The sequence below is a fragment of the Xanthomonas sp. BRIP62418 genome (assembly GCF_003993495.1).
GTDB lineage: Bacteria > Pseudomonadota > Gammaproteobacteria > Xanthomonadales > Xanthomonadaceae > Xanthomonas > Xanthomonas euroxanthea.
Genome location: NZ_QEZG01000027.1, coordinates 23,781 through 42,924, shown reverse-complemented (window position 1 = coordinate 42,924; position 19,144 = coordinate 23,781). Strand labels below are relative to the sequence as shown.

General features: G+C 66.0%; 15 protein-coding genes. 12 read left to right on the top strand and 3 right to left on the bottom strand.

Translation table 11 applies throughout. The annotated features are described in order from the left end of the window. Positions 1-92: 92 nt before the first annotated feature. Positions 93-1,196, bottom strand: a complete 1,104-nt coding sequence (locus tag EO174_RS04495; protein WP_115677881.1) for a PLP-dependent cysteine synthase family protein — start codon at positions 1,194-1,196, stop codon at positions 93-95. Positions 1,197-1,328: 132 nt separating this feature from the next. Between EO174_RS04495 and EO174_RS04490 the strand changes: the two genes are divergently transcribed. The 4 genes from EO174_RS04490 (at position 1,329) to gloA (ending at position 5,675) form a co-directional block, all read left to right on the top strand. Continuing rightward, the gene (locus tag EO174_RS04490) at positions 1,329-1,730 is read left to right on the top strand and encodes a CopL family metal-binding regulatory protein (RefSeq protein ID WP_126942571.1); all 402 of its coding nucleotides are present in this window, start codon (positions 1,329-1,331) and stop codon (positions 1,728-1,730) included. A gap of 80 nt (positions 1,731-1,810) precedes the next feature. Then, a complete protein-coding gene (locus EO174_RS04485; RefSeq protein ID WP_206515040.1) occupies positions 1,811-3,619 on the top strand; it encodes a copper resistance system multicopper oxidase in 1,809 nt (602 codons plus the stop codon). A 218-nt stretch (positions 3,620-3,837) separates the two neighbouring features. Continuing rightward, positions 3,838-4,932 (top strand): copper resistance protein B, encoded by a 1,095-nt coding sequence (locus EO174_RS04480; RefSeq protein WP_241239970.1) that lies wholly within the window; start codon positions 3,838-3,840, stop codon positions 4,930-4,932. Positions 4,933-5,150: 218 nt separating this feature from the next. Further along, positions 5,151-5,675, top strand: coding sequence for a lactoylglutathione lyase (gene gloA, locus EO174_RS04475; RefSeq protein ID WP_104583264.1), 525 nt, complete (start codon positions 5,151-5,153; stop codon positions 5,673-5,675). A gap of 481 nt (positions 5,676-6,156) precedes the next feature. Here the strand turns inward: gloA and EO174_RS04465 are convergent, their stop codons facing one another. Both EO174_RS04465 and glmS read right to left on the bottom strand, forming a co-directional pair. Next, positions 6,157-6,630 (bottom strand): hypothetical protein, encoded by a 474-nt coding sequence (locus EO174_RS04465; protein ID WP_126942559.1) that lies wholly within the window; start codon positions 6,628-6,630, stop codon positions 6,157-6,159. A 345-nt stretch (positions 6,631-6,975) separates the two neighbouring features. Next, positions 6,976-8,805 (bottom strand): glutamine--fructose-6-phosphate transaminase (isomerizing), encoded by a 1,830-nt coding sequence (glmS, locus tag EO174_RS04460; protein ID WP_126942718.1) that lies wholly within the window; start codon positions 8,803-8,805, stop codon positions 6,976-6,978. A gap of 204 nt (positions 8,806-9,009) precedes the next feature. Between glmS and EO174_RS04455 the strand changes: the two genes are divergently transcribed. The 8 genes from EO174_RS04455 (at position 9,010) to EO174_RS04420 (ending at position 19,133) form a co-directional block, all read left to right on the top strand. Beyond that, entirely contained in the window at positions 9,010-10,281 is a 1,272-nt protein-coding gene (locus EO174_RS04455) for an efflux RND transporter periplasmic adaptor subunit (protein ID WP_126942556.1), read from the top strand. Between the two features lie 106 nt (positions 10,282-10,387). Beyond that, positions 10,388-11,107 carry an ABC transporter ATP-binding protein gene (locus EO174_RS04450; protein ID WP_104583259.1) on the top strand — a complete coding sequence of 240 codons (720 nt, stop codon included), beginning with the start codon at positions 10,388-10,390 and terminating at the stop codon, positions 11,105-11,107. Positions 11,108-11,119: 12 nt separating this feature from the next. Further along, positions 11,120-12,421, top strand: coding sequence for an ABC transporter permease (locus EO174_RS04445; protein WP_126942553.1), 1,302 nt, complete (start codon positions 11,120-11,122; stop codon positions 12,419-12,421). A 55-nt stretch (positions 12,422-12,476) separates the two neighbouring features. Further along, positions 12,477-13,709: an FtsX-like permease family protein gene (locus EO174_RS04440; RefSeq protein ID WP_119128298.1), complete on the top strand. Its 1,233-nt coding sequence runs from the start codon at positions 12,477-12,479 to the stop codon at positions 13,707-13,709. A 42-nt stretch (positions 13,710-13,751) separates the two neighbouring features. Beyond that, positions 13,752-15,080, top strand: a complete 1,329-nt coding sequence (locus EO174_RS04435; protein ID WP_126942550.1) for an ABC transporter permease — start codon at positions 13,752-13,754, stop codon at positions 15,078-15,080. A gap of 1 nt (position 15,081) precedes the next feature. Next, on the top strand, positions 15,082-16,317 hold the full coding sequence (locus EO174_RS04430; RefSeq protein WP_126942548.1) for an FtsX-like permease family protein: 1,236 nt from the start codon (positions 15,082-15,084) through the stop codon (positions 16,315-16,317). A gap of 108 nt (positions 16,318-16,425) precedes the next feature. Then, positions 16,426-17,769 (top strand): sigma-54 dependent transcriptional regulator, encoded by a 1,344-nt coding sequence (locus tag EO174_RS04425; RefSeq protein ID WP_115677870.1) that lies wholly within the window; start codon positions 16,426-16,428, stop codon positions 17,767-17,769. An 8-nt stretch (positions 17,770-17,777) separates the two neighbouring features. Then, complete coding sequence (locus tag EO174_RS04420) at positions 17,778-19,133, top strand: HAMP domain-containing sensor histidine kinase (RefSeq protein WP_104649359.1); 1,356 nt, start codon at positions 17,778-17,780, stop codon at positions 19,131-19,133. Positions 19,134-19,144 lie beyond the last annotated feature (11 nt).

The following is a 19,144-nucleotide window of genomic DNA, read 5'->3' as shown; positions in this document are numbered from 1 at the left end:
TCCGGCAGTGGACTGGATCAGGAATCAGGATGAGGCGCTGGCAGAGGTTGCGATACGCAACGGTTTTGCCAGCGGCGTGCAGGATATGGCGGTCATTCCAGCGCTGCACAAGGCAGCGCCGGCAAGTCGCCGCCATTGACGGCGATGGCAATGGCCGCATCGCTGTCGGTGACGTCGATGTCGCGCGCCGCGTACCAGGCCGGGTCGTAGTAGCTGTGCGCGTAGCGCTCGCCGGCATCGCACAGGATGGTGACGATGGAGCCGCTGCGGCCGGCCTGGCGCATGCGCTGGGCGGCCTGCAGCACGCCGACGAAGTTGGTGCCGGTGGAACCACCGACGCGGCGGCCGAGCGTGGCGCTGACATGGCGCATCGCCGCCAGGCTCAGGGCGTCGGGCACCTTGATCATCATGTCCACGCAGCTGGCGATGAAGCTGGACTCCACCCGCGGGCGGCCGATGCCTTCGATGCGCGAGCCGCCGGTGATGGCCAGCTCCTTGGGGCACTGCCCGTCCACCGCGCGGCAATAACCGTCGAAGAACACCGACACTTCCGGGTCGGCGCACAGGATGCGGGTGGCATGGCGCCGATAGCGCACATAGCGGCCCAGCGTGGCGCTGGTGCCGCCGGTGCCGGGGCTGCAGACGATCCAGTCGGGAATCGGATGCGGCTCCTCGGCCAGCTGCTTGAAGATCGATTCGGCGATGTTGTTGTTGGCGCGCCAGTCGGTGGCGCGCTCGGCGTAGGTGAACTGGTCCATGAAATGGCCGCCGGTCTCGCGTGCGAGCTGGTGCGAGGCACTGTCCAGATCGCAGGCACGCTCGACCAGGTGGCAGCGGCCGCCCTGGAACTGAATCGCGGCGATCTTTTCCGGCGAGGTCGACGCCGGCATCACCGCGATGAAGGGCACACCCAGCAGCCGCGCGAAATAGGCCTCGGAAATGGCGGTCGAGCCACTGGACGCCTCGATCACCGGCCGCCCCGCACGCAGCCAGCCGTTGGTCAGCGCATACAAAAACAGCGAGCGCGCCAGCCGGTGCTTGAGGCTGCCGGTCGGGTGGCTGGACTCGTCCTTGAAATACAGGTCGATGCCCGGAAAGCCCGGCAGGTCCATCGGAATCAGGTGGGTGTCGGCCGAACGGTTGAAATCGGCCTCGATCTTCTGGATGGCGGCGGCCACCCACTGGCGCTGCGACATGGCAGGACTGTGCGGCGAAGGAAGCGCCAATTCTACCGATGCCTGGCGCGTGGCCACGGCGGGCGGGTCATCGGGCGGACAGCTGGGCGCCGGTGCTATGCTGGCCGCACCTGTCCGCCGCCCTGACTGCCCGTGCTGCGTTGCCTGCTCCGCCTGCTGCTGTGCCTGTGCCTGGTTGCCAATACGGCCACCGGCGCCTGGGCGTCGGTGGGCATGGCGCTGCCGGCCATGGCCTCGGCCGGGACGGCGTCGGCCTCAGCGATGGCGCACGCGGCGATGCCGGCCGCGTTGCCGTGCCATGAGGACACGCAGCCACCCGCTGCGGCGCATACCCCGGACCAGGCCAGGCACGCGCACGCGGCCGATTGCTGCAAGCTGGGCAGCTGCGATTGCCTGCAGCACTGCAGCCTCGCCCTGCTGACCCTGCCTGCGGTGCCCACCGGCCTGCCTGGCCGCCCCACCCTGCCTGCCACCCTGGCCGAAGGACGCGGCAGCCCGGTGCCCGAGCAACCGGTTCGACCTCCCATCGCCTGAGCGCTGACGGCCTTGGCCGTCCTCGGTCCCGCGCGCGTGTTGCGCGGGTTTCCCAGCGATGCATGCGCCCGCCTTCAGTGGTGGGCCGCAGTGGAGATGTCATGTCGTTCGATCCAACTTCTTTCGATCCACCCTCCAATGGGGGCCTGAGCCGACGCCGCTTCGTGCAAGGCCTTGCCCTGGGCGGCGTTGCCGCCACCGGCGGGCTGTGGCGCAGCGCTGCACGTGCCGCCCCCCCGGCGACGCCCGAGTTGCGTGGCAGCAGCCAATCGCTGCAGATCGGCCGCATGCCGGTCAACCTCACCGGGCGCAAGCGCAGCGCCATCACCGTCAACCAGAGCCTGCCGGCGCCCACGCTGCGCTGGCGCGAGGGCGACACGGTCAGCGTGCGCGTGCGCAATGCGCTGGCCGACCAACCCGCCTCGGTGCACTGGCACGGCCTGTTGCTGCCGGCCAACATGGATGGCGTGCCGGGGATGAGTTTCGACGGCATCGCGCCGGGCCAGGAGTATCACTACCGCTTCGCGCTGCGCCAGTCCGGCACTTACTGGTATCACAGCCATTCGATGTTCCAGGAGCAGGCTGGCTTGTATGGCGCCATCGTCATCGACCCGCTGGCGCCGCCGCCGTATCGGCACGACCGCGAGCATGTGGTGCTGCTCTCGGACTGGACCGACCTGGACCCGGCCGCGCTGTTCCGGCGGCTCAAGCAGATGCCCAGCCACGACAACTACGCGCAGCGCACGGTGGGCGATTTCCTGCGCGATGCGCGCGACGACGGCTTGCGCGCGACACTGGCCGATCGCGGCATGTGGGGGCGCATGCGCATGACCCCGACCGACCTGTCCGACGTCAACGCCAACACCTATACCTACCTGCTCAATGGCGTCTCCCCGGCCGGCAACTGGACCGGGGTGTTCAGACCCGGCGAGAAGGTGCTGCTGCGTTTCATCAACGGCTCGTCGATGACCTACTTCGACATCCGCATCCCCGGCCTGCGCATGACCGTGGTGGCCGCCGACGGCCAGTACGTGCATCCGGTCAGCGTGGACGAGCTGCGCATCGCCGCGGCCGAAACCTTCGACGTGCTGGTCGAACCCATCGGCCAGGATGCGTTTACGTTGTTCGCGCAGGACATGGGCCGCACCGGCTTCGCCTGCGGCACGCTGGCGGTGCGGCATGGGTTGCAGGCGCCGATACCAGCGCTGGACCCGCGCGCGATCTTGACCATGCAGGACATGGGGCACGGCGATGGCATGCACCATGCGGTACCGCCGATGCACGGCGCCGCCGGGATGCAGGCCGCGCATGCGGGGCATTCCATGCACACGCATGACGCTGCCCCGGCGGATGCGCACGACAAGACGCCACGCCACCCTGCCAGCGAAGATGGCAATCCCTTGATCGACATGCGCAGCAATGCCACCTTACCGCGCCTGGACGACCCTGGCGTTGGCCTGCGCGACAACGGCCGCCGGGTGCTGTGCTACGCCGACCTGCACAGCCTGTTCGAGGATCCGGACGGACGCGAGCCCGGGCGCGAGATCGAACTGCATCTGACCGGGCATATGGAGAAATTCGCCTGGTCGTTCGACGGCATCGCCTTCGCCTCGGCAGAGCCCTTGCGCCTGCAGTACGGCGAGCGGCTGCGCATCGTGCTGGTCAACGACACCATGATGCAGCACCCCATCCACCTGCACGGCATGTGGAGCGATCTGGAAGACGCCGACGGCAACTTCCAGGCGCGCAAGCACACCATCGACATGCCGCCCGGCACGCGCCGCAGCTATCGCGTCCGCGCCGATGCGCTGGGCCGCTGGGCCTACCATTGCCATCTGCTGTACCACATGGAAGCGGGCATGATGCGCGAAGTGCGGGTGGAGGCATGAGCGCACTGCATACGCAACACGTGGCGCTGCTCGCACTACTGCTGAGCGCATCGGCTGCTGCACAGGAGCATCAGCATGCGGCGATGGCGTCATCCGCGCATGCCGATGACGCGCATGCAATGCAGATGGCTGAGCAGGCAACGGCGTCCCAGCCGCAGACGTCCATCGCGACAGAGACATCGCCGTCATCCGCGCAGGTGAGCGCAGATGCAATGCAGATGGATCATGCGCATCTGCACCACGCGCAGCACTCCAGCACCACATCGGCATCGGCATCGACAAACGCTGCTGACGGCACGCCTGCGCAACGCGCGGTACACGCCGACGTTTCGGCAGTGCCGACATCGACGCACCACGCCGGCATGCAGCACGCCGATGTCCAGCACGCCACACGCCAGCCCTCTGCCAATCCGCAACTGGACCCCACCCTGCGATCACAGGTAGACAGCGACCACGACGCGATGGAGCACGCGTCCATGGAGCATGCGTCGATGCAACATGGACAGGCGCAGCACGGGGCGATGGATCACGCCGCGATGGAACACGCGCCGCATCCCGAAGCAACGACGCAAACACCGGCATCACCCACCGCCAGCGCAGTGCCACGCATGCCGATCCCCGAGCCCACGGCCGAGGAAATCGCTGCGGCATTCGCACCCCTGCAGCACCATGCGATGCACGCGCCAGGCATCAATCACTACGTACTGCTCGATCGGCTGGAAGCCTTCGACACCACGCGCGGCAGTGGCCAGGACTGGGAAGCACGCGCCTGGATCGGTGGCGATATCGACCGGCTCTGGTTGCGCAGCGAAGGTGAGCGGCAGGACGGGCGCACGCAGGCCGCATCGGTGGAGGCGTTCTATGGCCACGCCATCTCGCCATGGTGGGATCTGCTGGTCGGTGCACGCCAGGACATCGGGGCGGGCGAGCATCGCAGCTGGGCCGCCTTCGGCGTGCAGGGACTGGCACCCTACAAGTTCGAGACCGAAGCCACGCTCTACGTCGGCAGTGGCAGCCGCGCAGCCTTGCGGCTGGAGGGCGAGTACGAGGTGCTGCTCACCAACCGGCTGATCCTGCAACCGCGCGTGGAAGCCAGCATCGCCCTCACCGATGATGACCGGCGCGGCGTCGACAGCGGCCTGGAGCAGGTCGAGGTCGGCCTGCGGCTGCGCTACGAAATCACCCGCCGCTTCGCGCCCTATATCGGCTGGGTGCACAGCCGCAGTTTCGGCGACACCGCCCGCCGCGCTGCGATCGACGATGAGCCTGCACGCGACAGCCGGTTCGTCGCCGGCGTGCGCATCTGGTTCTGAGACAGCCGGTGTGCGCATGGGCCTGGCCATCGGGATTCCAATGCAGGCCCATGCCACGCGCTTGACCAGCGCAAGTCGTGCTGTCGCGCGCGATCGATCAGAGCGCGAGTGCCAGATCACCGACGCGCACCCTGCAGACATACCGACAACCCCTGCCCCGCTACCATCGGCACCCAGCGCAGCCCGACCTGCCACCACATTCCACCGAGGAGACCACAATGCCTTTGACCGACCTGCAACACGTCCCCGGCGCCAGCGCCGCACCTGCCGACACCGCCGGTTTCGTGTTCAACCACACCATGCTGCGCATCAAGGATGCGCAGCGTTCGCTGGATTTCTACACGCGCGTGCTGGGCTTCCGCCTGCTGGATGCGCGCCATTTTGCCGATGCGCAGTTCAGCCTGTACTTCCTGGCCCTGCTGCCCGACGGCACCGCGATCCCCGACGACGATGCCGCGCGTCGGCTGTGGATGGCCGGCATCCCCGGCGTGCTCGAGCTCACCCACAACCACGGCACCGAAACCCAGGACGGCCCGGTCTACCACGACGGCAACAGCGACCCACGCGGCTTCGGCCACATCTGCATCTCGGTACCGGACATCCACGCCGCCTGCGCGCGTTTCGACAGCCTCAACGTGCCGTACCAGAAACGCCTGGAAGACGGCCGCATGAAGCACCTGGCCTTCATCAAGGACCCGGACGGCTACTGGGTGGAGATCATCTCCAATACGCCGCTGGCGTAACGCATAACGCCGCATGGCAAGGTGCCCGGAGTTCCCGGGCACCGACTATTTCAAGCATTACGCTACCGGCACTTGCCACCAAACGCCGCGCGCGAACAGGCTGCGCCAGCGGAGACCACCGCTCCCGCGTGTGTCCGCGCGCCATGCACCCAGATGCGGGTGCCATCGTGCGCCACGACGCCGGGCGGGACGTCGCCAGCCATTGCGGCACCGCTCAGCACCGAGGTCGCCACCGCAATAAACGCTTTCATGGATTCCTTCCCCTGGAAACAGCGTCGCATTGCGTGTCCCCCACGCAATGCGACATGGCACTGTCAGATCGCGCGGACAGCGATCAACCGCACAGTGCTTTGGTCCATCAGACAACGGTCCGCAGTCGGCTAGAACGCTCAGTTGCGGGCTGAGTGTGAGCGCATCGTGCGCACTTGGCAGTCGGGGCGGTCCCCACATCTGTCGGGACCGCCCCGGAAGTGACGCTTAGCTACGCATGCAGCAGTCCGCCGTGACTGCGCTGCCACTGGCGCGGCGGGCGCAATGCGGCAAGTGTGCTGACCAGTTCGCGGTAGGTCCCGGCCAACTGTGCAAACAGGCCTGCATCGCTGTAGCGCGTGTCGGCCACTTCGAAATATGCGCCGCGGCCCAGTTCGATGAAGTAGTCGACGCTGAGCCGGCGGCGCTGCGCGATCCCGGGAAACAGGCCTGCAATCAGCAGGCATTGATCTCCGATGTCGCGCAATGCATCCGCCCGCAGACTGCCGATCTGGTCCTGCGCGTGCAGCCAGGCCAGCGCCTGGGTGCGCGAGACCAGCTGCGCATCGCGCTGCAGGCGCAGCAGCACGAACACCAGATAGTGCTCGCGCGATTCGTCCAGCGGGTGTGCGATCCGCTGCCCGGCCTCACGTACCAACGCCTGCCACAACTCCGCCGGCGCGCCCTGTTTGAAAGACTCGTGCATACGTCCTCCTGCGTGATGGGACCCTCGCAACAAGCGTATGCATAACCTGGGCCATCGCGTTGGCAGCCGGACCGGTCGTCTGCCAATCTTCCATCACTGCCGCATCGATCGCGTCCTGCGCCCGCTGGCGCGACGCGGTGGCCCATCCACCTGTAGGTCATGGCGACGCATGCCGCCGCACCGTCACCCGATGCCAGGGCGCAACCGAGGGGAGGCTGGCCAGATGCGGCGGGCAGTCGTCTGCAGGTGCGGTGGAGAACCGCCATGCACGTGGGTGGATGCCGTAGCTGGCAGCGACTGCGCTCGCGTTGCACCGAGCGCAGCTCTTCGATCAGCTGCGCCTACCTACTCCACCGTCACCGACTTGGCCAGGTTACGCGGCTTGTCCACATCGGTGCCGCGCGCCAGTGCGGTGTGATACGCCAGCAGCTGCACCGGAATGGTGTGGATCACCGGCGACAGCACGCCAGCATGGCGCGGGGTACGGATCACGTGCACGCCTTCGGATTCGCTGAAGTGGCTGTCCTGGTCGGCGAACACGAACAGCTCGCCGCCGCGTGCACGCACCTCCTGCATGTTGGACTTGACCTTCTCCAGCAGGCGGTCATTGGGCGCGATCACCACCACCGGCATCGCCGCGTCCACCAGCGCCAGCGGGCCGTGCTTCAACTCGCCGGCCGGATACGCTTCGGCGTGGATATAGGAGATTTCCTTGAGCTTGAGCGCGCCTTCCAGCGCGATCGGGTAATGCAGGCCGCGGCCGAGAAACAGTGCGTTTTCCTTGACCGAGAAACGCTCGGCCCAGGCCATGATCTGCGGCTCCAGATTCAGCGCGTGCTGCACGCTGCCGGGCAGAAAGCGCAGCTGCTCCAGATAGTCCGCCTCTTCGGCTTCGCCGATGCGTCCGTGCAATTTTCCCAGCACCATGGTCAGCTGGAACAGCACCGCCAGCTGGGTGGTGAATGCCTTGGTCGAGGCGACGCCGATCTCGGCACCGGCACGCGTGTAGCAGACCAGTTCGCTGGCGCGCGGGATGGCGCTTTCGGGCACGTTGCAGATCGACAGCGTGTGCAGATGTCCCAGCGACTTGGCGTATTTCAGCGCTTCCATCGTGTCCAGCGTTTCGCCGGATTGGGAGATGGTGACGATCAGATGTTTCGGGTTGGCGTAGGCGGCGCGATAGCGGTACTCGCTGGCGATCTCCACGCTGCACGGCAGCCCGGCGATCGCCTCGATCCAGTAGCGCGCGGTCATGCCGGCGTAATAGCTGGTGCCGCAGGCCAGGATCTGCACGCCTTCGATGTCGCGCAACACCGCTTCGGCAGTCGGGCCGAACAGGGACGCAGGGAAGCCCTTGGCATCGATCGCCGCTTCGATGGTATCGGCCAGCGCACGCGGCTGCTCGTGGATTTCCTTCTGCATGAAATGGCGGAACGGGCCCAGTTCCAGCGATGCCAGCGACACATCCGACAGATGCAGCGGGCGCTCGACCGGCGCGTCGTTGCCATCGAAAATGCGCACGCCATCGCGGCGCAACTCGGCGGTGTCGCCCTCTTCCAGGAAGATCACCTGGCGGGTGGCCTGCACGATGGCCGAGACATCGGAGGCGACGAAGTTCTCGCCCTCGCCCACGCCGATCAGCAACGGGCAGCCCATGCGCGCGCAGACGAAGCGCTCCGGCTCGGCCTGGCTCATCACCGCCAGCGCATAGGCACCGGTGAGTTCCTTGACGGTGCGTTGCAGCGCGGTCAACAGGTCGCCTGCACTGCCTAGATGGTGATGGATCAGATGCGCGATGACCTCGGTATCGGTCTGCGACTCGAAGGTGTAGCCGAGCGCGCGCAGCTTCTCGCGCTGCTGCTCGTGGTTTTCGATGATGCCGTTGTGCACCAGCGCCACGCCGTCACTGATGTGCGGGTGCGCATTGGCCTCGGTGACGCCGCCATGTGTGGCCCAGCGGGTGTGGCCGATGCCCAGCGTCGCGCCGAACTGCTCGGCCTGCGCCGCCTGCGCCATCTCCGCCACACGCCCGGTGCGACGCACGCGGCGCACCTGGTCGCCATCGAGCACGGCGATGCCGGAGGAATCGTAGCCGCGGTACTCCAGACGCTTGAGTCCCTCGATCAGGACCGGGACCACGTCGCGCCCGGCGATCGCTCCGACAATGCCGCACATAGGACAACCCTTGAGGACGAAGCCGCGCATTTTAGCGTGTCCGCTCTTGTCCGCTGCATGACCATGCCCGGACAACCTGTCCGCAGCGGTGTCCGCGGACACTGCGGACACCGCTCGCCAGCCCATAAAGATGATTGCTTTCAATCACTTGAAGGTTGGCACACGTCCTGCTTTATCGCAGTGACGCCACCGAGCCAGCCGACCATGATTCGCGATACCTCCGCCCAGGACCAGGTTCTCCGTACACCCGCCCAGAGCGCGCCCTGGCGCCGCTGGCTATGGCCCGGCATCGCGGTGGTCGCGGTACTGGCCGGCATCGGCTGGGCGGTCACCGCGTGGAGCGCCGGCAGCCGTTCGTTCGATGCCAGCCGGGTGCGGATTGCCACCGTCAGCCAGGGTGACCTGGTGCGCGACATCGCCGCCGATGGCCGCGTCATCGCCGCCAACAGCCCCGTGCTGTACGCCATCTCGGCCGGCACGGTGACGCTGAGCGTGGTGGCAGGCGACGTGGTCAAGCAGGGCCAGGAGCTGGCGCGCATCGACAGCCCGGAACTGCGCAGCAAGCTGGCCCAGGAGCAGGCCACGCTGGCAGGCCTGGAAGCCGAATCCAGCCGCGCCGGGCTGGACGCCACGCTGGCCCGCGCCAACGCCAGCAAGCTCACCGACCAGGCCAAGATCGACAAGCAGGCTGCCGCGCGCGACCTGGAGCGCTACCAGCGCGGCTACGATGGCGGCGCGGTGCCGCAGGTGGAACTGGCCAAGGCGCAAGACACCTTGAAGAAGACCGACATCGACCTGCAGCACGCCGAGCGGGATGCGTCGCTGAAGAGCCAGGGGGCAGACCTGGATTCGCGCAACAAGCGCCTGCTCGCCGACCGCCAGCGCGCGGTGGTGGCCGAAGTGCAGCGCCAGGTCGATGCGCTCACGCTGCTGTCGCCGTTCGATGGCCAGGTCGGCCAGGTGCAGGCGGTGCAGCACACCCAGGTCGCGGCAAACGCGCCGATCCTGGGCGTGGTGGATCTGTCCAAGTTCGAAGTCGAGATCAAGGTGCCGGAAAGTTTTGCGCGCGACCTGGCCATCGGCATGCCGGCGCAGCTCACCAGCGGCAGCGGCGAACCGTTCCCGGGCGCCATCTCGGCGGTGTCGCCGGAAGTGGTCAACGGCGAAGTCACCGCACGCATCCGCTTTGCCGACAAGCAGCCGCCCGGCCTGCGCCAGAGCCAGCGCATGAGCGCACGGGTGGTGATGGACACGCGCCGCAACGTGCTCAAGGTCGAGCGCGGCCCGTTCGTCGAACAATCCGGCGGCAGCTACGCCTATGTGATGGATGGCAACACCGCGGTGCGCCGACCGGTGCGCATGGGGGTCAGCAGCCTGGGCGAGGTGCAGGTGCTGTCCGGGCTGCAGGTCGGCGACCGCGTGGTGGTCTCCGGTGCAGACAACTTTGGCGATGCGCCACGCGTCACCGTCCACTAGAAAGCGGCCACTACGCAGCCTTACACACGCCTGACGACCGCGCGCCACGTTGCGGTCGCCACTCTAAAGCTCTTTCGCACCTACCTCTCTTGCAAAGGACTCGGCAATGCTCAAGATGCAATCGGTCTCCAAGGTCTTCCGCACCGAACAGGTGGAAACGCATGCACTGCGTTCGCTGGACCTGCATGTGCGCGAAGGCGAATTCGTCGCGGTCACCGGCCCCTCCGGCTCGGGCAAGACCACCTTCCTCAACCTGGCCGGGCTGCTGGAGACCTTCACCAGCGGGCAGTACCTGCTCGACGGCGAGGACGTCAGCCATCTGTCCGACGATGCGCGTTCGCGCCTGCGCAACCGCAAGATCGGTTTCATCTTCCAGGGCTTCAACCTGATTCCCGACCTCAACCTGTTCGACAACGTCGATGTGCCGCTGCGTTATCGCGGCATGGCTGCGGCCGAGCGCAAGCAGCGCATCGAAGAGGCCTTGACCAAGGTCGGCCTGGGCTCGCGCCTGAAGCACTACCCCACCGAACTGTCGGGCGGCCAGCAGCAACGTGCCGCCATCGCCCGCGCATTGGCCGGCAGCCCGCGCCTGCTGCTGGCCGACGAGCCCACCGGCAACCTCGACTCGCAGATGGCACGCGGGGTGATGGAACTGCTGGAAGAGATCAACAGCCAGGGCACCACCATCGTGATGGTCACCCACGACCCGGAACTGGCCGCACGCGCGCAGCGCAACGTGCACATCGTCGACGGCCAGGCCACCGATCTGGAACGCAACCCCGCCCTGATGCGCGCGCGCCACAGCGCCCCCACCCTGGCCGAATAAGAGGCACATCCCATGTTCGGCTACTACTTCAATCTGGCGTTACGCAGCTTCCGCCGCAACAAGATACTGACCGCACTGATGGTGCTTGCGATCGCGCTGGGCATCGGCGCCAGCATGACCACCTTGACGGTGTTCTATGTGCTGTCGGGCGATCCGATTCCGCAAAAGAGCGATCGGTTGTTCAGCGCATTGGTGGACCCATACCCCAAGGCAGGCTACCAGCCGGGAGAAGAGCCTGGCGACCAGGTCACTCGCTTTGATGCCGAAACGCTGCTGCGCGAAAAACGTGCAAAACGGCAAGCGCTGATGACCGGTGGAAGAGTGGCGATCGAGCCCGACAAGAACGGTATGACTGCCTTCAAATCGGAAGTGCGCTTTACGTCGGCAGATTTCTTCCCGATGTTCGAAACACCTTTCCTGTATGGCCAAGGCTGGTCGGCCGGTAGCGACGCGGGCCACGAACGCGTTGCGGTGATCACCAAGGAACTCAACGACAAACTGTTCGACGGCAGCAATAGTGTCGGCCGCGACCTGCGCATGGACAAGAACACCTTTCGTATCGTTGGTGTTCTCAATGACTGGAAAGTCAACCCACGTTTCTATGATGTCACCAACAGCTACGGCTCGAGCGAGCAAGTGTATCTGCCATTCTCCGTCGCAATGGATCTGAAGATGGACCATTACGGCGGTATGAATTGCTATGGTAAAAACGACAACAGCGATCAGACAGCGCTCAACGCGTCCTGCACATGGATGCAGTACTGGGTGGAGCTTGACAGCCCAGCGCAGGCCGGCGACTACAAAGCCTACCTGGATAACTACTCCGATCAGCAGCGCGCTGCGGGGCGCTTTGAACGTCCGAACAATACCCGCCTGCGCAACGTGATGGAGTGGCTGGACTACAAGGAAGTGGTCCCGAGCGACGTCCGGCTGCAGCTATGGCTGGCGATGGGCTTCCTGCTGGTGTGCCTGCTCAATACCGTGGGGTTGCTACTCGCCAAGTTCCTGCGCCGCAGTGGAGAGATCGGCGTGCGTCGTGCCCTGGGTGCCTCACGCGGTGCCATCTTTGCGCAATGCCTGGTCGAAGCCGGAACCATCGGACTTGCGGGCGGCATGGCAGGGCTTGGGCTGGCATGGTTTGGGTTGTGGGTCGTGCGCCAACAACCTGTCGACTACGCCAAGCTTGCGCACCTGGATCCGAAGATGTTGTTGCTCACCTTCGCATTGGCGCTCGTTGCCAGCCTGTTGGCCGGCTTGCTGCCCTCCTGGCGTGCCATCCAGGTTGCGCCCGCGCTACAGCTCAAAGCGTCCTGACCACCAGGCCCGCCGCCCGGCGGCGGGCACGGCCTCTTATCCGAAGGTACTGCCCATGGACATCCGCCCCATCATTTCCACCCTGCGCCGTCACAAGACCGCAGCAGCATTGATCGTGCTCGAGATCGCACTCGCCTGCGCCATCATCTGCAATGCCATGTTCTTGATCGGCAACCGCATCGAGACGCTGCAGCAACCCAGCGGCATCGCCGAATCGGAACTGGTCAGCATCCAATTGGGGGGCATCGGCACCCAGGTCAATGCAGAAGCGCGCACACGCGAAGACCTGGCTGCACTGCGCAGCCTGCCAGGTGTCCGCAGCGCGATCGTCATCAACCAGATTCCCTTTGTTCATTACTCATGGAACAGCAGCATCTCTCTGACGCGTGAACAAGAGCGCCAGACACTTAGCGCTGCCCAATACATGGCCAGCGAAGGCACCCTCGGCACGCTTGGCCTGCAACTGGTGGCGGGGCGTGATTTCACCGCAAGCGAATTCATCGATATGGCACAGGCCAATAACGACAGGTCCATCGACCAAAAAGGCCTGTCAGTGATCATCACCCAGCGCATGGCCGACAAGCTATTCCCCTCGCAAAATGCATTGGGAAAGACAGTCTATGCAGGCGATACCGCACTCCACATCATCGGCATCGTGCAGACACTGGCGCGCCCCACCAACAACAGCGCCGGCGGTGTTGATCAAAGCAATTACTCGATGTTGCTGCCACTGCGCATCGACTACACCGCAGGCCAGTACATTATTCGTGTCACCGACCCAACGCGGCGGGCAGAAGTGCTGCAATCTGCCGTCGCTGCGCTGATGAAATTAGACAATAGCCGGCTGGTCCTGAAACAAGAGACGTACAGCGACATTCGGACGGAATATTTCGAGAATGATCGCGCAATGGTGTGGCTACTTGGCGCGGTCTGCATCGCGCTACTGATCGTCACCGCACTGGGCATCGTCGGCCTGGCCAGCTTCTGGGTGCAGCAACGCACCAAGCAAATCGGGATTCGGCGTGCCCTGGGTGCCACACGCGGTCAGATCCTGCGCTATTTCCAGATCGAAAACTTCCTGCTGGCCTCGGTCGGCATCGTGCTCGGCATGTTGCTGGCGTACTCCATCAACATCTGGCTGATGGACCGCTACGAGTTGCCACGCCTGCCGGTGCTGTATCTGCCGATCGGCGCGCTATTGCTCTGGGCGCTGGGCCAGATCGCCGTGTTCTGGCCCGCCCGGCGCGCCGCGCTGGTGCCGCCGGCAGTGGCAACGCGCAGCGCGTGAGGTGACACAGATGCCGATCGAACCCCGCAAAGACGTCCGGTGATGTTGCATTACTGCCTGCAACTGGCCTGGCGCAGCCTGTTGCGCACCCCGATCGCCAGCACCCTGGTGGTACTGGCAATCGGTCTGGGCATCGGTGCGAGCATGACTATGCTGACGGTCCTGCATGTCATGTCGCGCGATCCGTTGCCAGGCAGAAGTCAGCTGCTCTACACCCCACATCTGGATCCGCTGCCCCTGGACCTTCCACGCACGCGGGAATGGGGCGACCCGTCGGACAATCTGACCTGGCCAGATGCGATGGCCCTGCTACATGCAGGGCCGGCCGTCCATCAAGCGGCAATGGCGAGCGGGCAAGCGCTGATCTGGCCGGTGCCGGCCGCCACAGCCCCACTCGACCTCAACGGCCGCTATGCCACTGCAGGGTTCTTTGCGCTGTTCGGCATCTCGCTGCAACGTGGGCGCGGCTGGAGCGGGCAGGACGACCAGAACCACGCGCGCGTGATCGTGTTGAGCCAGCAGCTTGCAAACACCCTGTTCGGTTCACGCAATCCAATCGGCCAGACCGTCGCCGTCGGCGAGCAGCGCATCGGTCTTCGCGTTATTGGCGTCGTTGGCAAATGGAATCCGCAACCGCTCTTTTATGCAGACCCAAGCCGCAAGGGCGCCTTTGGCGACCAGGACGATTTCTTTCTGCCGCTCTCGACCGCGATGGAGCTTGAGCTGGACGCCGGCACCAGCATCAGCAGTTGGGAGACGCGCAGCGACAGCGGCGTCAGACAACTCCACACCCCATCCACCAGCTGGCTGCAGTTCTGGGTGCAACTGGATACCCCGCAACAGGTGGCCGCATACGAGCGTTTTCTCTACGACTATGCTGCGACCCAACACGCCAGCGGGCGCTTTCAGCGGCCACCGCAGACGGCCCGACTGTATTCGCTGATGGACTGGCTGGATCACCTGCAGATGGTGCCCAACGACCTGCGCCTGCAGACGCTGCTGGCCTTGGGGTTTCTGTGGATCTGCCTGATCAACGTGATTGCGCTGTTGCTGGCGAAATTCCTGCGCCGCCGTGGCGAGATTGGCGTGCGGCGCGCACTTGGCGCGCGCCGCGGCCACGTGATGCTGCAGTTCGGCACCGAAGCGGCGCTGATCGGCGTCGTGGGCGGCCTGCTGGGAACCGCGATCGCCGAAGTGGGGCTCTGGAGCGTGCGCCAGCGCCCCGACGACTATGCCGCGCTGGCGCACCTGGATGCACCCATGCTGCTGACCACCGTGGCGCTTGCCATCGTCGCCGCACTGCTTGCAGGACTGCTGCCGGCCTGGCGGGCCAGCCGCATCAACCCGGCCCTGCAGGTCAAGGACCTCTGAGATGCACCTGCCACTTCGCCCGATTCTTTCCAGCTTGGGACACCACCGCCTCACCGCCGGGCTGTTGGCCCTGCAGGTGGCGCTGACCTGTGCATTCGTCACCAATGCGGTATTCCTGATCGGCGACCGGATCGACAGACTGCGCACGGCGACCGGCTTGCCCGAAGACGAAGTATCGCTGGTCACCGTTCGCGGCCTGCACGCCAAGGCCGATGCGCCAGCGCAGTGGCAGGCGGACCTGATCGCGCTGCGCGGCATTCCCGGGGTCACGGCAGCCACCGCAATCGGAGCGACGCTGCCGTTGTCGGGTGGCGCCGACGACAGCGGCATCTGTGCCAATCAACGCGCACTGGAGCGCGCAATCGCACTGCGATCCAGCGGCGCTGCCGGCTGCGTCGACGCCAGCTACTACACCGGCTCGCCCGGCTTCGTGCAGGCCATGGGCGCACGCCTAATCGCCGGCCGCGATTTTCGACCGGACGAGTATTCCGGTGCCACGCCGGGCGCGATCATCGTCACCCGCTCGCTGGCGCAGCAACTCTGGCCAGATCAGCTGGCCGTTGGCAAAACGCTGTACGGATGGGACAGCCAAAGCACCGTCGTCGGCGTGGTGGAGGACCTGCTGCGGCCAAGGCTGCGCAAGCCCGAGCTCGATCATCTGGTGGCCTTGTCGCCGCAACTCCCCAGCGGCAATCAGACGCACTATCTATTGCGCAGCGCGCCGGAGGACCGCGGTCGCGTGCTGGCGCAGGTGGCCGGCGTGCTGGCCGGATCAGGCCCGTTGCGGCTGGTCCCGGGCGACAAGCAACGCAGTTTTGCGCAGATACGCGCACGCTATTTCCAACGCGATACGACGATGATCGGCCTGTTGCTCGCGGCGACCACGGGCCTGCTGTTTGTCACCGCCCTGGGCATCGGAGGACTGGCCAGTTTCTGGGTCGAGCAGCGGACGCGACAGATCGGCATCCGTCGCGCCATTGGTGCAACCCGTGGCGATATCCTGCGTTACTTCCAGGCGGAAAACCTGCTGATCGTCGGCAGCGGCAGCGCCCCGGGCATGCTGCTGGCAGTGCTGCTCAACCAATGGCTGATGCTCCGTTACGACGCGGTGCCCCTGCCGCCACTTTACTTACCCGCCGGTGCGGTGACCGTGCTGCTGCTCGGCCAGCTTGCGGTGCTGTGGCCTGCACGACGCGCTGCGGCAGTGGCCCCGGCGATTGCGACACGCAGTGCATGAGGCGCCCGGCCTGCCGGATGCCGGCACGACAATCCTGCCTGCTGCTGCGATGATGCGATCTGTCTACCTCGTCCGTCCGTTCGCCCTCGCACTCCAACAAGGTTCCCGATGCCGCAGATCCTGATCATCGACGACAACACCGCCGTGGCCACTGCGCTGGAGGTGCTGTTTTCGTTGCACGACATCGAGGCGCGGCACGCGCATTCGCCGCAGGCCGGGTTGGCGCTGCTGGACGAGCAGGTGTTCGACCTGGTGATCCAGGACATGAACTTCACTGCCGACACCACCTCCGGCGAGGAAGGCGAAGCGTTGTTCACCCAGATCCGTCAGCGCCACCCGGACCTGCCGGTGATCCTGCTCACCGCCTGGACCCACCTGGGCAGCGCGGTGGGCCTGGTCAAGGCCGGGGCAGCCGACTACATCGCCAAGCCCTGGGACGACACCAAGCTGCTGACCACGGTCAACAACCTGCTGGAGCTGTCCGAAGCGCGCCGCGAGCTGGAACGTCGGCGCGCGCGCGAGCGGCGCGGCCGTGAGCAACTGACCCAGCGTTACGATCTGCGCGGGGCGGTGTTCGCCGACCCGGCCAGCGAACGCGCAATCGCGCTCGCCTGCCAGGTCGCACGCTCGGACCTGCCGGTGCTGATCACCGGCCCCAACGGCAGCGGCAAGGAGAAGATCGCCGAGATCATCCAGGCCAACTCGCCTGCCAGGCACGGCCCCTTCATTGCGCTCAATTGCGGCGCGTTGCCTGGCGAACTGATCGAAGCGGAGCTGTTCGGCGCCGAAGCCGGCGCATACACCGGCGCCAACAAGGCGCGCGAGGGCAAGTTCGAAGCCGCCGATGGCGGCACGCTGTTTCTGGACGAAATCGGCAACCTGCCGCTGGCCGGGCAGATGAAGCTGCTGCGCGTGCTGGAGACCGGCCGTTACGAGCGCCTGGGCTCCAACCGCGAACGTCATGCCAAGGTGCGGGTGATCAGCGCCACCAACGCCGATCTGCCGGCGATGATCCGCGATGGCAGCTTCCGCGAAGATCTGTACTACCGCCTCAACACGGTGGAAATCGCGTTGCCGGCCCTGGCCGAACGCCCTGGCGATATCGGCCCGTTGGCCGAGCACTTCCTGGCCGGCGAAAAACCCTTGTCCACGCAGGCACGCGATGCCTTGCAACGGCACGCCTGGCCCGGCAACGTGCGCGAGCTGCGCAACGTGCTGCAACGTGCGTCCCTGCTCGCGCAAGGTGCGCGCATCGAAGCCGGCGATCTGAACCTGCCGCGCGCGGCCGCAGCGCGCCCGGCCGCGCCGACCGCCGGCGAGCCGGATCGCGCCCGGATCGAGCAGGCACTGGCGCGCGCGCAGGGCGTCATCGCCCAGGCCGCCGCCGAGCTGGGGCTGAGCCGGCAGGCGCTGTACCGGCGCATGGACCGCTACGGCATCAGCCAGGAGTAAGCCTGAGCATGTGGCAGCCACGTTCCTTCACCTTCTCGCTGTTCCTGCGCCTGCTGCCGGTGCTGGTGCTGGCCGCCGCCCTGCCCTGGTTCACCGCGTACTGGCTGGATCGCGGCTGGGAAGTGGCGGTGATCTCCGCCATCGTGCTGCTGGCGACGATGTGGTGGAGCCTGCAACGCGCCACTGCACCGATGCGCTCGCTGTTCCGCGCCCTGGCCGGCACCACCAGCAGCTACCGCGATGGCGAATACAACTTCGGCGTGTACTGGCGCGGCAGCGACGAACTGGCGCAACTGGTGCAGGCGCATGCGGAACTGGGCGAGGTGCTGCGCGCGCAGCGGCGCAATCTGGTGCAACGCGAACTGATGCTCGACACCATGTTGCAGAACACCCCGGTGGCGATGCTGCTGGTCGTGGCCGGGGGCGATGGCGTGCGCCGCATCGGTTTCTCCAACAATGCCGCACGCAAGCTGTTGCACGACGGCCGCAAGCTCGAAGGTCAGCACCTGGACGACGTGCTCGCGCGCATGCCCGGCGAACTGCGCGATGCGCTGGCACGCGGCGGCGATTGCCTGTTCGCGGTGCGCGAGGACGGCGATGACGAAGACGACGAGCAGATCTATCACCTGTCACGCCGCAGTTTCCATCTCAATGGACGCGGCCACGAGCTGTTGCTGATCCGCACCTTGACCACCGAATTGCGGCGCCAGGAAGTGCAGACCTGGAAGAAGGTCATCCGCGTGATCAGCCATGAATTGAATAACTCGCTCGCACCGATCGCCTCGCTGGCGCATTCCGGCGCCGAGTTGCTGCGCCGCGAACGCACCGACCGGCTTGGCACGGTGTTCGAAACCATCGAAGAACGCGCCCGTCATCTGGAAGGTTTCATCCGCGGCTACGCGCGGTTTGCCAAGCTGCCGCAGCCGCAGTTGCAGACCATCGAATGGGCGCCGTTCCTGGAGCGTTTGCGGCAGCAGATTCCGTTCCAGCTGCAAGGCGCACTGAGCGATGTCTCCAGCCGCATCGATGCCGCGCAGATCGAGCAGGCGCTGCTCAACCTGCTCAAGAACGCGCACGAGGCCTGCAGCGAAGCGCAGCCGCCCAACAGCGATGTCGCCGTCCGCGTCACGCGCGTGCCGCAATGGCTGCGGATCGAAGTGCTGGACCGCGGCAACGGCATGAACGAGGCCGTGCTGCATAACGCACTGATGCCGTTCTATTCGACCAAGCGCAACGGCACCGGGCTCGGGCTTGCGCTCACCCGCGAGATCGCCGAAGCGCACGGCGGGCGCATCTCGCTGCACAACCGCGAACACGGCGGCTTGTGCGTCACCTTGCTGCTGCCGGCTGCGGCGGCCGGCTAGTTCGCTGCAAG

Coding starts and splice junctions, on each gene's coding strand:
- EO174_RS04495 (WP_115677881.1), bottom strand. CDS start 1,196: ATGTCGCAGCGCCAGTGGGTGGCCGCCGCCATCCAGAAGATCGAGGCC.
- EO174_RS04480 (WP_241239970.1), top strand. CDS start 3,838: ATGGATCATGCGCATCTGCACCACGCGCAGCACTCCAGCACCACATCG.
- gloA (WP_104583264.1), top strand. CDS start 5,151: ATGCCTTTGACCGACCTGCAACACGTCCCCGGCGCCAGCGCCGCACCT.
- EO174_RS04465 (WP_126942559.1), bottom strand. CDS start 6,630: ATGCACGAGTCTTTCAAACAGGGCGCGCCGGCGGAGTTGTGGCAGGCG.
- glmS (WP_126942718.1), bottom strand. CDS start 8,805: ATGTGCGGCATTGTCGGAGCGATCGCCGGGCGCGACGTGGTCCCGGTC.
- EO174_RS04455 (WP_126942556.1), top strand. CDS start 9,010: ATGATTCGCGATACCTCCGCCCAGGACCAGGTTCTCCGTACACCCGCC.
- EO174_RS04450 (WP_104583259.1), top strand. CDS start 10,388: ATGCTCAAGATGCAATCGGTCTCCAAGGTCTTCCGCACCGAACAGGTG.
- EO174_RS04445 (WP_126942553.1), top strand. CDS start 11,120: ATGTTCGGCTACTACTTCAATCTGGCGTTACGCAGCTTCCGCCGCAAC.
- EO174_RS04440 (WP_119128298.1), top strand. CDS start 12,477: ATGGACATCCGCCCCATCATTTCCACCCTGCGCCGTCACAAGACCGCA.
- EO174_RS04435 (WP_126942550.1), top strand. CDS start 13,752: ATGTTGCATTACTGCCTGCAACTGGCCTGGCGCAGCCTGTTGCGCACC.
- EO174_RS04430 (WP_126942548.1), top strand. CDS start 15,082: ATGCACCTGCCACTTCGCCCGATTCTTTCCAGCTTGGGACACCACCGC.
- EO174_RS04425 (WP_115677870.1), top strand. CDS start 16,426: ATGCCGCAGATCCTGATCATCGACGACAACACCGCCGTGGCCACTGCG.
- EO174_RS04420 (WP_104649359.1), top strand. CDS start 17,778: ATGTGGCAGCCACGTTCCTTCACCTTCTCGCTGTTCCTGCGCCTGCTG.